Genomic DNA, 16,403 nt, shown 5'->3' on the forward strand with positions numbered 1-16,403 from the left:
CTTATGTACAAAACCTGACCAGTATATCACAACCCGCTGGCTAGTTTTTGACCAAAGGCAAAACATCTGAAAACTTTACACAACCGCTGTCGTCAACCTTGAAGAGCAGCACAGGCGATCCTGCTCGTCGAGAATGTCAATCTGCCATACCTGGTGGCGACTACCGGCGTGCAGCGCGCGGCACACGCCGCGCACGCGCCCGCTGCGTACCGAGCGGATATGATTAGCATTCACCTCGAGTCCGACCACCTTCTGCTCCCCTTCGGTACAGAGATATCCCGCCACCGAGCCCAGGGTTTCGGCCAGCACGACGGACGCACCGCCGTGCAATAAACCAAACGGCTGGTGGGTGCGATGATCGACAGGCATGGTGGCCTCAATGTCATCGTCGCCAATGCGGGTGAACAGGATATCCAGCAGCCCCACCATATTCCCCTCGCCCATGGCGTTCAGCGCCTGCAGCGTCACGGCACGTTTCCAGATCATCCAATTATCTCCAGTAAAGCCTGCAATGGGTGGCGTACGCCGTTACCCTCTACCCGTTTCACCTGGCTGCGGCAGGAGTATCCCGTCGCCAGACAGCGGTTTCGCGGCAAGCGCTGCATCGCCTGATGCCAGGACAGCTCATAAATGCCGAGCGAGTTGGCGTGGTTTTTCACTTCGTGTCCGTACGTGCCGGCCATGCCGCAGCAGCCCACACTAACGCTCTCCAGCTTCGCGCCGAAGCGGGCAAAGACGGACGCCCACTGCGCGGGGGCACCAGGCAGCGCGGTGACTTCCGTGCAGTGTCCGAACAGATACCACGGCTCACCGCTGACGTCCTGAACCGCTTTGTCTTCCAGGGCCGTCGGCAGCCACTCGTGCACCAGCATGACGTGGAAATCACCGCGCTTATCGCCCAGCGTCTGCCTGTATTCATCGCGGTAGCACAGCACCAGCGCCGGGTCGACGCCGACCATCGGTATCCCGAGTTGCGCCACGCGGTTTAAGAAGTCAGCTGTTTTCTGCGCGGTCTTCGCAAAGCGCGTCAGGAAGCCTTTAATGTGCTGCGCCTTGCCGTTGGGCGAGAACGGCAGCACAACCGGCTGATAGCCCAGCTTTTCCGACAGGCGGATAAAGTCCGCAACCACCTGGGCATCGTAGTAGCTGGTAAACGGATCCTGCACCACCAGCACCACCTTCGCTTTTTGCTCAGGCGTGAGCGCCTCCAGCTGCTCCAGGGTCATGTTCGCCGAACGATGCCCGACGAGCTGGCGCTGCAGAGACGGCACCGACAGCAGCGGCAGATCGACCATGCCGATATGCTTTTCGGAAAGCTTGCGCACCAGCGGCTGGTTGATAAAGAAGTTGAAGGTCTTCGGCGCGCGCGCCATCAGCGGCGCGTAGCTTTCCACCGTTGCCACCAGATGGTCGCGCACCGGGCGGAGGTAGCGCGTGTGGTAAAGCTGCAGGAAGCGCGAGCGGAATTCCGGGACGTCGATTTTTATCGGGCACTGGGTCGAGCAGGCTTTACAGGCCAGACAGCCGGACATCGCCTCTTTCACCTCATGGGAGAAATCATACTCGCCCTTGTTGGCATGCCAGCTGTTGCGGGTGCGCTCAATCAGCGAGCGCAGGCTGGCCCGTTTTTCCGGCAGCTCCTGCTCCAGCTTCAGGGGATCGACGCCACGGTCCGCCAGCAGACGCAGCCACTCGCGCACCAGCGTCGCCCGCCCTTTCGGCGAATGAATGCGGTTGCTGGTGATTTTCATCGACGGGCACATCGGGCTTTTCACGTCAAAGTTAAAGCACAGGCCGTTGCCGTTGCACTCCATCGCGCCGCGCCAGGAGGAGCGCACCGCAATCGGGATCTGTCTGTCGTAGGTGCCGCGCTTGACGGAATCCACCTGCAGCATGGGGGCGTCCACGCCTTCTGGCGGGCAGATTTTACCCGGGTTGAGGCGGTTATGCGGGTCGAAAGCCGCTTTCACCTTGCGCAGCTCCGCATAGAGCTGTTCGCCGAAGAACGCCGGGCTGTATTCTGCGCGGAACCCTTTCCCGTGCTCGCCCCACAGCAGACCGCCGTATTTAGCGGTTAAGGCCACCACATCGTCGGAGATCTGCTTCATCAGGATCTCCTGCTGCGGGTCGCACATATCCAGCGCCGGACGCACGTGCAGCACCCCGGCATCGACGTGGCCAAACATGCCGTAGCTCAGGCCGTGGCTGTCCAGCAGGGCGCGAAACTCGACGATATAATCCGCCAGATGCTCAGGCGGCACGCAGGTATCTTCGGCGAAGGGAATCGGCTTCGCCGCCCCTTTCGCATTGCCGAGCAGACCCACGGCTTTTTTACGCATCGCATAGATACGCTCAATCCCGGCCAGATCGTTACAGAGTTGCCAGCCGATCACGCCGCCTTCGCCCTGCGAAATCAGCTCATCCAGTCGCTGGCAGAGCGTGGTGACCTGACGCTCAATCAGCTCCGCGTCATCGCCAGCAAATTCCACGATGTTAAGACCGAGCATCTCTTTGTCCGGCACGTCGGTAATGAGATCGCTGACGGAGTGCCAGACAATATCTTCCCGGGCCAGGTTGAGCACTTTGGAGTCGACCGTTTCCACCGACAGCGCTTTCGCCTCCACCATAAACGGCGCATTGCGCAGCGCGGAGTCGAAAGAGTCATATTTGACGTTCACCAGACGACGCACCTTCGGCAGGCGGGTGATATCCAGCCGCGCCTCGGTGATAAACGCCAGCGTCCCTTCGGAACCGGTGAGCACGCGGGTTAAATCGAACTGGGTCAGGTCGTCGTTAAAGACGTGGCGCAGGTCGTAGCCCGTTAAGAAGCGGTTCAGTTTGGGGAATTTGTCGAGAATAAGCTGGCGGTTGTCGCGGCAGCGCTCCAGCACGGTACGGTAGATGCGTCCGCTGGCGGTGTTATCTTTACCCAGCGTTTCCGCCAGTTCGACCGGCATCGGCTGCGTATCGAGAATATCGCCGCCCAGCAGAACGGCCCGCACGCCCAGCACGTGATCGGAGGTTTTGCCGTAGACCAGCGAGCCCTGACCGGAGGCATCCGTGTTGATCATCCCGCCGAGGGTCGCGCGGTTACTGGTGGAAAGTTCCGGGGCAAAAAAGTAGCCGTAAGGCTTGAGGTACTGGTTAAGCTGATCTTTGATAACGCCCGCTTCGACCCGCACCCACCCCTCTTCCGGGTTGATCTCAATGATGCGGTTCATATAGCGCGACATATCAACAATAATGCCCTGGTTCAGCGCCTGACCGTTGGTACCGGTGCCGCCGCCGCGCGGCGTAAAGACCAGCGAGGCAAAGCGCTCCTGCGTGGCGAGTCGGGCAATCAGCGCCACGTCGGCCGTAGAACGAGGGAAAACGACGGCATCGGGAAGAAGCTGGTAAATACTGTTATCGGTTGCCATCGTCAGCCTGTCGGCATAGTTCGTGGCGGTATCACCTGTAAAACCCTGTTGCTCCAGTGCCTGCAAAAAATTAAGCACCAGCTGAACGACGCCGGGTGCCTGGGAAATCTGTGGGATCATGACTGTCGACCCTAATTAGAGTAATGTGAAATCGTTTGCGTTGTGTCCGGAAAGTTTTATCACATTTTTTTCTTATGTGCTTCGTAGAATTACGGGCAAAATCCGCCTGTTAAAAACCGCTGAGATCATTAATGATTAAAGAGATGCGGTTTTCCGTTCCCGCCAGCCGCGCTGGCGTTCTTTTAAGGAAAGTTTCATTTATGGTCAATCTTCGCCAGCCCAGGGATGTTGCGCAAATTTTGCTGTCGGTGCTGTTCCTGGCCCTCATGATCATTGCGTGTCTGTGGATTGTTCAACCCTTTATTCTTGGCTTCGCCTGGGCCGCGACCGTTGTCGTTGCCACGTGGCCTCTGCTGCTGCGCTTGCAGAAGCTGCTGTTCGACCGCCGCGGGTTAGCGGTGCTGGTCATGACGCTGCTGCTGTTCCTGCTGTTTATTATTCCCATTGCGCTGCTGGTAAACAGTCTCGTCGACTCCAGCGGCCCGGTGATCCGCGCCGTGACCAGCGGCGATCTCACGCTGCCGGATCTCGCCTGGCTGAACAGCATTCCGGTCGTGGGCGCCAAGCTCTACAGCGGCTGGCACAGCCTGCTGGAGATGGGCGGCAGCGCGCTGATGGCAAAAGTGCGCCCATATATTGGCACCACCACCACCTGGTTTGTGGGTCAGGCGGCGCATATTGGCCGCTTTATGATGCACTGTACCCTGATGCTCCTCTTCAGCGCCCTGCTTTACTGGCGCGGTGAGCAGGTGGCTTTGGGCGTTCGTCACTTTGCCACCCGCCTGGCGGGCAAACGCGGTGACGCTGCGGTACTGCTGGCGGCGCAGGCCGTACGCGCGGTGGCGCTGGGCGTGGTGGTCACCGCGCTGGTGCAGGCGGTGCTGGGCGGTATTGGTCTGGCGATTTCCGGCGTACCGTATGCCACGATATTCACCGTTGTCATGCTGATGACCTGTCTTGCACAACTGGGGCCGCTGCTGGTGCTGGTGCCCTGCATTATCTGGCTCTACTGGACGGGAGATACCACATGGGGAACGGTGCTGCTGGTCTGGAGCTGCGTGGTCGGCACCATGGATAACGTCATTCGTCCGATACTCATCCGCATGGGTGCCGACCTGCCGCTGATCCTGATCCTCTCCGGGGTGATTGGCGGCTTGATTGCCTTCGGCATGATTGGCCTGTTTATCGGCCCGGTGCTGCTCGCCGTTACCTGGCGTCTGTTCTCCGCCTGGGTGCATGAAATTCCGCCGCCGGGAACCGACCCGGACGTGATTTTGAGCGAACTGGAAGAGCTGGAAGAGAAGAACACGCATTAAGTTTTTGCCGGGTGGCGCTAACGCTTACCCGGCCTACATTCCCCCACCCAATACTTTAACGCTGCTAAAGTATTTATTCGTTGCACACTGGTCAGACCCGCAATTTCTGCACTCAATCTGCTCATAACCTCAAGAAATCTTTATATCTCTTTAACTATTGAGACGAATCCGATCGACGCTAAAAGCGGACATGCCTACTATTAGCACACGGTTATAAATCAACACCTTGATTTATAAGCATGGAAATCCCCTGAGTGAAACAACGAATTGCTGTGTGTAGTCTTTGCCCATCTCCCACGATGGGCTTTTTTTTATCCTGACTACGCGCGCGTAACCTCACAGGTACTGAGCATCCGCCACTCGGCAGGCAGCACCCGCGTTTCCCCGGTCACATTGACCGTCACCACCTGGCGGATATCCGCCGACGATGCGCCAACCTGCAGTTCAAACTCGCCCGGCTCAACGATGCGTTTCCCGTCGCGACGGGTGAAGTTGAACATCTCCACCGGCAGCGTAAAGCTGAGCGTGGCGGTTTCGCCCGGCGAGAGCGTGACGCGCTGGAAGGCCTTCAGCTCCTGGAGCGGCCGCACCTGGGTGGCGACCTTATCCCTGACGTAAACCTGCACCACCTCGCTGCCGCTGCGCTCTCCGGTATTGGTAATATCCACGCTCAGCCTCACCTCGCCGTCGACCGGCACGCTGCTTTCAGCGACGCGGGCAGCATTCCAGCGAAACGTCGTCCAGCCGAGGCCGAAGCCAAACGGATAACGTGAACCGAAGTGGAACGCAAACGGCGTGCCGCCGCTTTTGAGCTTGTGATTGTAGTAATACGGCATGGCCCCGGCGCTTTTCGGCACGCTCACCACCAGACGGCCCTGCGGCTCTGCCCGTCCCGTTAACACGTCCGCAATCGCCCAGCCCCCTTCCTGCCCCGGTGCCCACGCCACGATCAGCGCGGCCACCTTGTCCTCCAGGCCCTGAAGAGTGTAAGGACGCCCGCCGGTCATCACGACAATCACCGGTTTGCCCGTCGCCACCAGCGCCTCCAGCAGCTGCTGCTGAACACCCGGCAGGTTCAGGGAATCGGTGTCGGAACCTTCCCCCACGGTACCGCTCTGGAACAGCCCGGCGAGATCGCCCACGCAGGCCACCACCACGTCACTCTCCTGCGCGGCGTTGACCGCCTCGGGGATCAGCGCGGTGCTTTGCGACACGGGAGACTGCTGCATCGGCTTACCGCCGCTGTCGCCCGGGAAGACCGGCGCACCCGCCATCCGTTTCTCGATGATGTGACACCCTTTGGCGTAACGGACCTGAGACGCGCCGAGGTAGTGTTCCAGCGCCGCGCGCGGGGTCGTCACCTGCGAGGTCTCCTCAACCATATCGCTGATGATCAGATGCACCGGGAAGCTGTAGCCGCTGAGCAACGCCAGCGGATCGTCTGCCGTCGGTCCCACAAGCGCCACGCGGGGCTTACCATTTAGCGGCAGAATGCCGTTGTTTTCCAGCAGCGTGATCGATTTTGTCGCCACCTCCCGCGCCACCTGGCGGGTCATCTCATTTTGCAGATCGATGCCGTTTTCATCGGCATACGGGTTCTCAAACAGGCCGAGGCGGAATTTTTCGGTCAGCACACGGCCCACAATCTCATCCACTTTCGCCATAGAGATCAGCCCGCGCTCAACGGCGTCTGCCAGATGCCGCGCGCAGTCATCTTTCGGCAGCTCGACGTCCAGCCCGGCGTTGAAGGCCAGCGCGGCGGATTCGGCCGCATCGTGGGAAATGCCGTGATGCTGGTGCAGCAGGCTGACGCCGCCGTAGTCCGCCACAATAATGCCGTCGAAGCCCCACTGTTCGCGCAGGACGGTGGTCAGCAGGAAGCTGTCGCTGTGCCCCGGCTGATTGTCGATATCGTGGTAGGCGGGCATGACCGAACCGGCGTTTGCCAGCTTGACCGCCATTTCAAACGGCAGCAGGAAGGTGTCGTTCAGCTCGCTAAAGCCCAGATGCACCGGGGCGTGGTTGCGCGCCCCTTCGCTGAACGAGTGGCCCACGTAATGCTTGAGCGTCGCCAGCAGATCGCGCTTATCGCCCTGTAAGCCCTTCACGTAGGCGGTCGCCATCACGCCCACCAGCCAGGGATCTTCCCCGAAGGTCTCTTCGGTTCGCCCCCAGCGCACGTCGCGGGAAACGTCCAGCACCGGCGCCAGCCCCTGCTGGCAGCCGACGGATCGCGCCTCTTTGCCAATCTGCTCTGCCGCGCGCTGCACCAGTTCCGGATCCCAGGTCGAACCGTAGTTCAGCGACGACGGGAACAGCGTGGCGTCTTTGCACAGCAGCCCCACCAGGCACTCTTCATGGAACAGGGCCGGAATGCCGAGTCGCGTCTCTTCCATCATCAAGCGCTGCAGGCGGTTAGCGGCGCGCACGCCGGTTTTCGCGTCAACGATATGGGTACCCAGCGGACGGGTGATCTGCCCGACGCCCAGCTTCAGCCGTTCGCTCAGCGCGGCCTGCTCGCTCACGCCAGCGAATTCGTCGCTGAGGTCGCTGCGCTCGCGGTGGTTGCCGTTTTCATCGAGGATCAGCCAGTACGCATGCATCTGGGCGAACTTCTCTTCCGGGGTCATACGCGCCAGTAAATCGGCGACGCGCTCGTGCACGGGACGTCCCGCGTCCTTATAGATAGCTGTCATGTTTTACTCCTGTAGTGCGGAAGGGGTTGCCGGGCTGAGCGGCCCTGCTTCGGGTCTCACCTCACGCTTGCTGGCCAGCTCCCGGGCGATGGAATCCACCAGCCGGCTGTTAAGCTTGTAGATTGAAAGCAGCGCGACCATGCAGAGGAACAGCGCGCAAGGGATAAGAGTGAACAGGGCGTTGATCGTAGAGAGCACGTGCGGCGCCTGGGCTGCCTGTCCCGGGGCGTAATCCACCATGCCAAGCACCCAGCCGACGACCGCCCCACCCAGCGCCAGCCCAAATTTGATGGCAAACAGCGCGGTAGAGAAAACCAGCCCGTCCAGGCGGCGGCCGCTGCGATGCTCTTCGTAATCGACCACATCGGAGAACATGGTCCACTGCAGCGGCGTGGTGAGGTTTTGCACAAAGCTAAAGACAATGTTGAGGCCAAAAATCAGCCACACCTGCGAAGGCGGCAGGAAGAAAATCAGCGCCCCGAAAATGACGAAGGAAATAATGGTCCACTGATAGGCGCGCACGCGGTCAAATTTCCCCAGCAGCCGTTCAGATAATAGTGCGCCGCTTAAGGAGGCGACCATTCCGGAAACAATAAAGGCAAAAACCAGTTCCGGGCGCAACAGCACATAGTTCACGTAATACATGGTGGCGGAACCGCGCGTTACCACCGCCGTTAACAGCAAAATATTAAACAGGAAAACAATGCGCCACTGGCTGTTTCCGGCCAGCAGTTTTAAATCGGTGAGCATCGAGCCGGAAGTATCACTGCGCGGAGAATAACGCTCGCGGGTCATCAGGAAGCAACAGAAAAACAGCACAATGCCCAGCAGCCCCATCAGGCTCATGGCGTAGAAATAGCCTTTCTGCACGTTGCCCTGGCCTAACAGTGAGACCAGCGGCAGGGCAATCACCGTCACAATCAACCCGCCGATAAACGACAGGCCAAAGCGCCACGACTGCAGGGAGTGACGCTCGCGCGGATCCAGCGTCAGCGCACCGGGCATAGCGCAGTAAGGCACGTTAATCGCGGAGTAAATCAGGCTTAAGATCGCGTAGGTCAGGCAGGCATAAACGATTTTCGCCGTCGGCCCCACGTCCGGTACATAGAAGGTGATGAGGCAGCTTACGCCAAACGGAATGGCGAACCACAGCAGCCAGGGACGGAAACGGCCGTGGCGCGTTTGAGTGCGATCCACCAGCGCGCCAATGCACGGGTCGACAAACGCATCGACCACGCGCACCACTAAAAACATGGTGCCCATGATTGCGGCGGGCAGTCCAAAAACGTCCGTATAGAAATAGGCGAGAAATAACGTTGCCGTTTGCCAGACCAGCGCGCTGGCCATATCACCTAAGCCATAACCTATTTTATCTTTGGTACGCAATACAGAGGAGAGTGTCATTGTTATTTGCCTTTTTATCAGGTTAAAACGTATTTCAACCAGTTGCGCATCATCAGAAAGGAAATGCGCATGTAAGGCTCAAGTATTAGCAACGGTTTGCGCGCTAACAATTGTCTAAATTGACAGGCAAATTATGATATTTAGTTTTTTACTTTATTTGTGATGGGGAGCATATTCGGGCGGAAATAAAAAAGGCGAGGAATAATATCCTCGCCTTTTCGGGTCAGCGTGGCGTTACTTGTTCAGTTCCGCCAGGCTCAGCCAGGTTTGCACCACGGTGTCCGGGTTCAGGGACAGGCTATCGATCCCCTCCTCCATGAGCCAGGCGGCAAAGTCTTCATGGTCGGATGGCCCCTGACCACAAATCCCGACGTATTTGCCCTGCTTCTTCGCCGCGCGGATGGACAGGGAGAGCAATGCTTTGACCGCCTCGTTGCGCTCGTCGAACAGCTCGGAGACCACGCCGGAGTCGCGGTCCAGACCCAGCGTCAGCTGCGTCATGTCATTCGAGCCGATAGAGAAGCCGTCGAAGTGCTCCAGGAACTGCTCGGCCAGCAGGGCGTTGGACGGGATTTCGCACATCATGATGATCTTCAGCCCGTTCTCGCCGCGCTTCAGACCCTGACGCGCCAGCTCGTCAACAACTGCTTTCGCCTGATCGACGGTACGCACGAACGGGATCATGATTTCGACGTTGGTCAGCCCCATGTCGTTGCGCACGCGCTTCACCGCCTCACACTCCAGCGCGAAGCAGTCGCGGAAGCTGTCGGACACGTAGCGTCCGGCCCCGCGGAAGCCCAGCATTGGGTTCTCTTCTTCCGGCTCGTAGCGCTCGCCGCCCACCAGGTTGGCGTATTCGTTTGACTTGAAGTCAGACAGGCGCACAATCACGCGTTTCGGATAGAAAGCGGCACCCAGCGTGGCGATCCCTTCGGTCAGACGGCCGACGTAGAACTCTTTCGGCGAGTCGTAGCCTTTCATCATCTCGCGGATTTCGTTCTGCAGCTTCGGCTCCTGGTCGTCAAACTCCAGCAGCGCACGCGGGTGAACGCCGATCATACGGTTGATGATAAATTCCAGACGCGCCAGGCCTACGCCTTCGTTCGGCAGGCAGGCGAAGTCGAACGCGCGGTCCGGGTTACCGACGTTCATCATGATCTTCAGCGGCAGATCCGGCATGGTATCCACGCTGGAGCTCTTCACGCTGAAGTCGAGAATATCGGCATACACGTAGCCGGTATCGCCTTCGGCACAGGAGACGGTCACGTTCTGCCCGTCCTTCATGCGCTCGGTGGCGTCACCGCAGCCGACGACCGCAGGAATCCCCAGCTCGCGGGCAATGATCGCCGCATGACAGGTACGCCCGCCGCGGTTGGTGACGATAGCCGCCGCTTTCTTCATGATCGGTTCCCAGTCCGGGTCGGTCATGTCGGTCACCAGCACGTCGCCTGGCTCAATGCGGTTCATCTCGCTGATGTCGTGGATCACCTTCACCGGACCGGCACCGATGCGGTGACCGATAGCACGGCCTTCCGCCACGATTTTGCCCTGGGCGTGCAGCGTGTAACGCTCCATCACCTGACCGCGTGAGCGAACGGTTTCCGGACGCGCCTGCACGATAAACAGCTTGCCGGTGTTCCCGTCTTTCGCCCATTCGATATCCATCGGACGGCCGTAGTGTTTTTCGATCTGCACCGCCTGCTTCGCCAGCTCCTGCACTTCGGCGTCGGTCAGGGAGAAGCGGTCGCGCAGCTCCTGCGGTACGTCTTCAATTTTGACCTGCTTGCCATGCTCCTGGGTCGGGGCATAGATCATGCGGATTTTTTTCGAGCCCATGGTGCGGCGCACCACCGCCGGACGGCCAGCGGCCAGCGTAGGCTTGTGGACGTAGAATTCGTCAGGGTTTACCGCACCCTGCACAACCATCTCACCCAGACCCCACGCGGAGGTGATAAACACCACCTGGTCGAAGCCGGATTCAGTATCAATGGAGAACATCACGCCGGATGAGCCCACGTCCGAGCGCACCATGCGCTGCACGCCAGCGGAGAGCGCCACGCCGCGATGGTCGTAGCCCTGGTGCACGCGATAGGAGATGGCGCGGTCGTTGAACAGGGAAGCAAACACGTGCTTCACCGCCACCAGCACCGCATCGTAACCCTGGACGTTCAGGAAGGTTTCCTGCTGCCCGGCAAACGAGGCGTCCGGCATGTCTTCTGCGGTGGCAGAGGAGCGCACGGCAAAGGAGGCCTGCGCGTCGTCAGCGGAGAGCTGGTTGTACGCGTCGTGAATGGCTTTTTCCAGTTCCGGCTGGAAAGGTGTGTCGATGATCCACTGGCGGATCTGCGCCCCGGCTTTGGCAAGCTCGGTCACGTCATCAATATCCGTTTTATCCAGCAGGTCGTAAATGCGCTGGTTAACACCGCTCTGGTCTAAAAACAGGTTAAAGGCATCGGCGGTGGTGGCAAACCCGTTCGGTACGGAGACACCCATACCCGACAGGTTTGTAATCATTTCACCCAGGGAGGCATTTTTGCCCCCAACTCTGTCTACATCATTCATGCCGAGTTGGTTATACCAAAGCACCAGCGGTGACGAGCCATTGTTGGACATCGAAACAATCCTTTTGTGATATTTGATCGGAGTAAGAAACACCTGACTACGTATTTATACTGGCATAATTATTTCCGCTAAAAAAACGGTGAATCGTGTAAGCAATTTAAATTTTCAACTTTTCGGATACTTTCCCATCAACGATTAACCCGATGATTCCTCTATATTCAGCCAGAAACCCCAAAAATAAAGTCGCTATTTGAAAAATGAAATCCACTTTTCAGGAAAATCAAAAACAGCGTTTCATTCATAATTAGGATAAGTTCTTTGCTGTGTAAATTACTTTTTTAATTTATGCTTTCAGACAATTACGTCTGATATTCAGGGTGGGTAAAATGGATAGTGCTGTCGATCGTCACGTTTTTTATATTTCTGATGGTACGGCGATCACCGCCGAGGTGCTGGGCCACGCGGTGATGTCGCAGTTTCCCGTATCGATCAACAGCATTACGCTGCCGTTTGTGGAAAATGAGAGCCGCGCCAAAGCGGTGAAGGACCAGATCGACGCCATTTACCAGCAGACCGGCGTCCGCCCGCTGGTGTTCTACTCCATTGTGATTCCCGAGATTCGCGCCATCATTCTGCAGAGTGAAGGCTTCTGCCAGGATATCGTGCAGGCGCTGGTTGCTCCGCTGCAGAGCGAGTTGAAGCTCGACCCAACGCCTATCGCCCACCGTACCCACGGGCTGAACCCCGGCAACCTGACCAAGTACGATGCCCGTATCGCCGCCATTGACTATACCCTCGCGCACGACGACGGCATCTCGCTGCGTAATCTCGACCAGGCGCAGGTCATCCTGCTTGGCGTGTCGCGCTGCGGCAAAACGCCGACCAGCCTTTACCTGGCGATGCAGTTCGGCATTCGCGCCGCCAACTACCCGTTCATCGCTGACGATATGGATAACCTGGTGCTGCCCGCCGCCCTGAAGCCGCTGCAGCACAAGCTGTTCGGACTGACCATCAATCCGGAGCGCCTTGCCGCCATCCGCGAAGAGCGCCGCGAGAACAGCCGCTACGCCTCCATGCGCCAGTGCCGGATGGAGGTCTCCGAAGTGGAAGCCCTGTACCGCAAAAATCAGATCCCGTGGCTGAACAGCACCAACTACTCTGTGGAAGAAATTGCCACCAAAATTCTCGACATCATGGGGCTTAATCGCCGCATGTACTAATATGCTAGTACATTAGCTCAGATTCAGGTATCATCATCGGCAACCACGGGGCGGTGTCGCCCCGAACTTGAAATCAGCAGGGATTGGTTTAAGGTGATGCCCATCACTTCCCGGTAGTCTGCCGATGAAGCAAAAATTTTCTGAGACATTCCATGAATAAAACCGATGAACTCCGCACTGCGCGCATTGACAGCCTGGTCACGCCGGCTGAACTGGCCCAGCGGCATCCTGTTTCCGCTGCCGTTGCGGAACACGTGACGGCCTCCCGCCGCCGCATTGAAAAAATACTTAATGGTGAAGACAAGCGTCTTCTGGTGGTGATTGGTCCCTGCTCCATCCACGATCTGGATGCCGCGATGGATTATGCAAAACGGCTTCAGGGCCTGCGGGATAAGTACCAGCATCGCCTTGAGATTGTGATGCGAACCTACTTTGAAAAACCGCGTACCGTGGTGGGCTGGAAAGGACTGATTTCCGACCCTGACCTCAACGGCAGCTATCGCGTGAACCACGGCATCGAGCTGGCGCGGAAGCTGCTTTTGCAGGTCAACGAGCTGGGCGTGCCGACCGCCACCGAGTTTCTCGATATGGTGACCGGGCAGTTTATCGCCGATCTGATCAGCTGGGGCGCGATTGGCGCACGCACCACCGAGAGCCAAATCCACCGCGAGATGGCCTCCGCCCTCTCCTGTCCGGTCGGCTTTAAAAACGGGACCGATGGCAATACGCGTATTGCGGTTGATGCCATCCGCGCGGCCCGTGCCAGCCACATGTTCCTGTCGCCGGACAAGAGCGGTCATATGACCATCTACCAGACCAGCGGTAACCCGTACGGGCACATCATCATGCGCGGCGGGAAGAAGCCCAATTATCATGCACAAGATATTGCGGCGGCCTGTGAAACGCTGGCGGAATTCGACCTGCCGGAACATCTGGTGGTGGACTTTAGCCACGGCAACTGCCAGAAGCAGCATCGCCGCCAGCTGGACGTCTGCGATGAGATCTGCCAGCAGATCCGCAGCGGTTCAACCGCCGTTGCAGGGATTATGGCGGAGAGCTTTATCAAAGAAGGCACGCAGAAAATCGTTGCTGGCCAGCAGATGGTGTACGGCCAGTCGATCACCGACCCGTGCCTGAGCTGGGAAGACAGCGAGCTGCTGCTGGAGAAGCTGGCTGCAGCCGTGGACACGCGCTTTTAACTTCCTGCCGGGGGGCGGCTTCGCCTTACCCGGCCTACGATTCGTGCCGTTGTAGGCCCGGTAAGGCGAAGCCGCCACCGGGCTTTTAATTGCACAATATTGATCCTCTCACCCTTTTTTCACAAAAACGCTTGCCGTAAATTTGCAGTTTATTGATAATGATTATCATTGTTACATTGATTGTTATTTATAAACATTATGTCACGTACGGATAACAGCGCGGCAACGCCAGCAAAAACAGACACAGCACCAGCCCCTACCGAGCGTCGGATTGACAGCAAAACCCTGCTCGGCGATGCGGGGCGGGTCATTATCGAGCATGACGGCCAGCGCTATCTGCTGCGCCAGACCCATGCCGGAAAACTGATCCTCACAAAATAAACCAAAAACTTCGCCAGCCACCCAGGTGATCCCCAGGCAGCCAGCGCTTTCGATTCTTTATGGAGAGTTGCTATGCCACACCTGCCTTCCGCGTCTTTACGCCCGTCACTTCTGGCGCTGGCGATTGTCAGCACCCTGCCGGGCGTCGCGTTTGCTGCCACAGATGACATTACCGTCACCGCCACGGGCAACGCCCGCAGCGCCTTTGAAGCCCCCATGATGGTGAGCGTGATTGATGCCAGCGCGCCGGAGAAGCAAACCGCCAGCTCGGCGGCCGACCTGTTGCGTAACGTCCCCGGCCTGACGCTGGACGGTACCGGGCGCACCAACGGGCAGGACGTGAACCTGCGCGGCTACGATCGTCGCGGCGTGCTGGTGCTGGTTGACGGCGTGCGTCAGGGCACCGACACCGGTCACATGAACAGCACGTTCCTCGATCCGGCGCTGATTAAACGTATCGAAGTGGTTCGCGGCCCGTCGGCCCTGCTGTACGGCAGCGGCGCGCTGGGCGGCGTGATTTCCTATGATACCGCCGATGCGAAAGATCTGCTGGAGCCGGGTAAGAACAGCGGCTACCGCGTGTTTGGGACGGGCGCGACGGGCGATCACAGTCTCGGCATGGGGGCCAGCGCCTACGGCCGCACCGACAGCCTGGACGGTCTGGTGGCCTGGTCCAGCCGGGATCGCGGTGATATTCGCCAGAGCGACGGAGCAACCGCCCCTAACGACGAATCCATCAATAACATGCTGGCGAAAGGCAGCTGGAAAATCGACCCGGCCCAGACCCTGAGCGGCTCACTGCGCTACTACAATAACGACGCTCAGGAACCGAAAAACCCGCAAACCCCCGGGGCGGACAGCAGCAACCCGATGACCGATCGCTCCACCATTCAGCGTGACGCGCAGGTGGGCTATCACATCGCCCCGGAAGGTAACGACTGGCTGAACGCCGACGCGAAGGTCTACTGGTCCGAAGCGCGCATTAATGCCCAGAATATCGACAACAGCGGTGAGTTCCGCAAACAGACCACCAAAGGCGGCAAGGTGGAAAACCGCACCCGCCTGTTCAGCGACACCTTAGCATCACACCTTCTGACCTACGGCGGGGAATATTATCGTCAGGAGCAGCATCCGGGCGGGGCAACCACCGGCTTCCCGGAGGCGAAAATCGACTTCAGCTCCGGCTGGCTGCAGGATGAGATCACCCTGCGCGATCTGCCGGTCACCCTGCTGGGCGGCACGCGGTATGACAACTACCGCGGCAGCAGCAATGGCTACGACGACGTGGATGCCGACAAGTGGTCCTCCCGCGCCGGGTTAACCGTCAGCCCGACCGACTGGCTGATGCTGTTTGGCTCATACGCGCAGGCGTTCCGCGCGCCCACCATGGGCGAGATGTACAACGACGCCAAACACTTCTCTATTGGCCGCTTCTATACCAACTACTGGGTGCCAAACCCGAACCTGCGCCCGGAAACCAACGAAACGCAGGAGTTTGGGTTCGGTCTGCGCTTTGACGATCTGCTGCTTGCCAACGATGCGCTGGAGTTTAAAGCCAGCTATTTCGATACCAAAGCCAAAGACTATATCTCCACCACCGTCAATTTTGCCGCCGCGACAACCATGTCTTATAACGTTCCGAACGCCAAAATCTGGGGCTGGGACATGATGGCAAAATACTCTGCCGACCTCTTCAACCTCGACCTGGCCTATAACCGCACGCGCGGGAAAGACACCGATACGGGCGAGTACATCTCCAGCATCAACCCGGATACCGTCACCAGCAAGCTGGACATTCCGGTGGCGCAGAGCGGTTTTTCCGTCGGCTGGATTGGCACCTTTGTCGATCGCTCAACGCATATCAGCAGCAGCTACAGCAAGCAGCCGGGCTACGCGGTCAATGACTTCTACGTCAGCTATAAGGGCCAGGAGCAGCTCAAAGGCGTGACCACGACGCTGGTGCTCGGCAACGCCTTTGACAAAGAATACTGGTCACCTCAGGGCATTCCGCAGGACGGCCGTAACGGCAAGATTTTCGTAAGCTATCAGTGGTAATTCCCGTCGGGGCAACTCTTCAGAAGGATAA

General features: G+C 58.6%; 10 protein-coding genes and 1 other RNA gene. 6 read left to right on the forward strand and 5 right to left on the reverse strand.

What is annotated here, in order from left to right:
* Positions 1-75 precede the first annotated feature (75 nt).
* Both menI and ACHH0Z_RS15605 read right to left on the reverse strand, forming a co-directional pair.
* Positions 76-486: a 1,4-dihydroxy-2-naphthoyl-CoA hydrolase gene (menI, locus tag ACHH0Z_RS15600; protein WP_045406266.1), complete on the reverse strand. Its 411-nt coding sequence runs from the start codon at positions 484-486 to the stop codon at positions 76-78.
* Positions 483-3,539 (reverse strand): FAD-binding and (Fe-S)-binding domain-containing protein, encoded by a 3,057-nt coding sequence (locus ACHH0Z_RS15605; protein WP_045406270.1) that lies wholly within the window; start codon positions 3,537-3,539, stop codon positions 483-485. The genes menI and ACHH0Z_RS15605 overlap by 4 nt, the downstream gene beginning before the upstream one ends.
* Before the next feature lie 200 nt (positions 3,540-3,739).
* Between ACHH0Z_RS15605 and ydiK the strand changes: the two genes are divergently transcribed.
* Positions 3,740-4,855 (forward strand): AI-2E family transporter YdiK, encoded by a 1,116-nt coding sequence (ydiK, locus tag ACHH0Z_RS15610; protein WP_045406273.1) that lies wholly within the window; start codon positions 3,740-3,742, stop codon positions 4,853-4,855.
* A 207-nt stretch (positions 4,856-5,062) separates the two neighbouring features.
* Positions 5,063-5,170, forward strand: an RNA gene (gene rprA, locus ACHH0Z_RS15615) — antisense sRNA RprA.
* A 5-nt stretch (positions 5,171-5,175) separates the two neighbouring features.
* On the opposite strand, the gene ACHH0Z_RS15620 is transcribed toward rprA, so the two are convergent.
* The 3 genes from ACHH0Z_RS15620 to ppsA form a co-directional block, all read right to left on the reverse strand.
* Entirely contained in the window at positions 5,176-7,551 is a 2,376-nt protein-coding gene (locus ACHH0Z_RS15620) for a glycoside hydrolase family 3 N-terminal domain-containing protein (protein WP_045406275.1), read from the reverse strand.
* 3 nt (positions 7,552-7,554) lie between these two features.
* Entirely contained in the window at positions 7,555-8,955 is a 1,401-nt protein-coding gene (locus ACHH0Z_RS15625; protein WP_023292663.1) for an MFS transporter, read from the reverse strand.
* Positions 8,956-9,189: 234 nt separating this feature from the next.
* Positions 9,190-11,568, reverse strand: a complete 2,379-nt coding sequence (gene ppsA, locus ACHH0Z_RS15630) for a phosphoenolpyruvate synthase (protein ID WP_021241097.1) — start codon at positions 11,566-11,568, stop codon at positions 9,190-9,192.
* Between the two features lie 335 nt (positions 11,569-11,903).
* On the opposite strand from ppsA, the gene ppsR reads away from it, so the two are divergent.
* The 4 genes from ppsR (at position 11,904) to ACHH0Z_RS15650 (ending at position 16,372) form a co-directional block, all read left to right on the forward strand.
* Positions 11,904-12,737 carry a posphoenolpyruvate synthetase regulatory kinase/phosphorylase PpsR gene (gene ppsR / locus ACHH0Z_RS15635; protein WP_008500644.1) on the forward strand — a complete coding sequence of 278 codons (834 nt, stop codon included), beginning with the start codon at positions 11,904-11,906 and terminating at the stop codon, positions 12,735-12,737.
* A gap of 152 nt (positions 12,738-12,889) precedes the next feature.
* On the forward strand, positions 12,890-13,936 hold the full coding sequence (gene aroH / locus ACHH0Z_RS15640; RefSeq protein ID WP_008500645.1) for a 3-deoxy-7-phosphoheptulonate synthase AroH: 1,047 nt from the start codon (positions 12,890-12,892) through the stop codon (positions 13,934-13,936).
* Between the two features lie 198 nt (positions 13,937-14,134).
* Positions 14,135-14,317: a hemin uptake protein HemP gene (gene hemP, locus ACHH0Z_RS15645; protein ID WP_021241095.1), complete on the forward strand. Its 183-nt coding sequence runs from the start codon at positions 14,135-14,137 to the stop codon at positions 14,315-14,317.
* 72 nt (positions 14,318-14,389) lie between these two features.
* Positions 14,390-16,372: a TonB-dependent hemoglobin/transferrin/lactoferrin family receptor gene (locus ACHH0Z_RS15650; RefSeq protein WP_045406279.1), complete on the forward strand. Its 1,983-nt coding sequence runs from the start codon at positions 14,390-14,392 to the stop codon at positions 16,370-16,372.
* The last annotated feature ends 31 nt before the right edge of the window (positions 16,373-16,403 follow it).

Origin of the sequence: Enterobacter cloacae complex sp. 2024EL-00227 (genome assembly GCF_043945315.1) — a bacterium.
GTDB classification, from domain to species: domain Bacteria; phylum Pseudomonadota; class Gammaproteobacteria; order Enterobacterales; family Enterobacteriaceae; genus Enterobacter; species Enterobacter roggenkampii.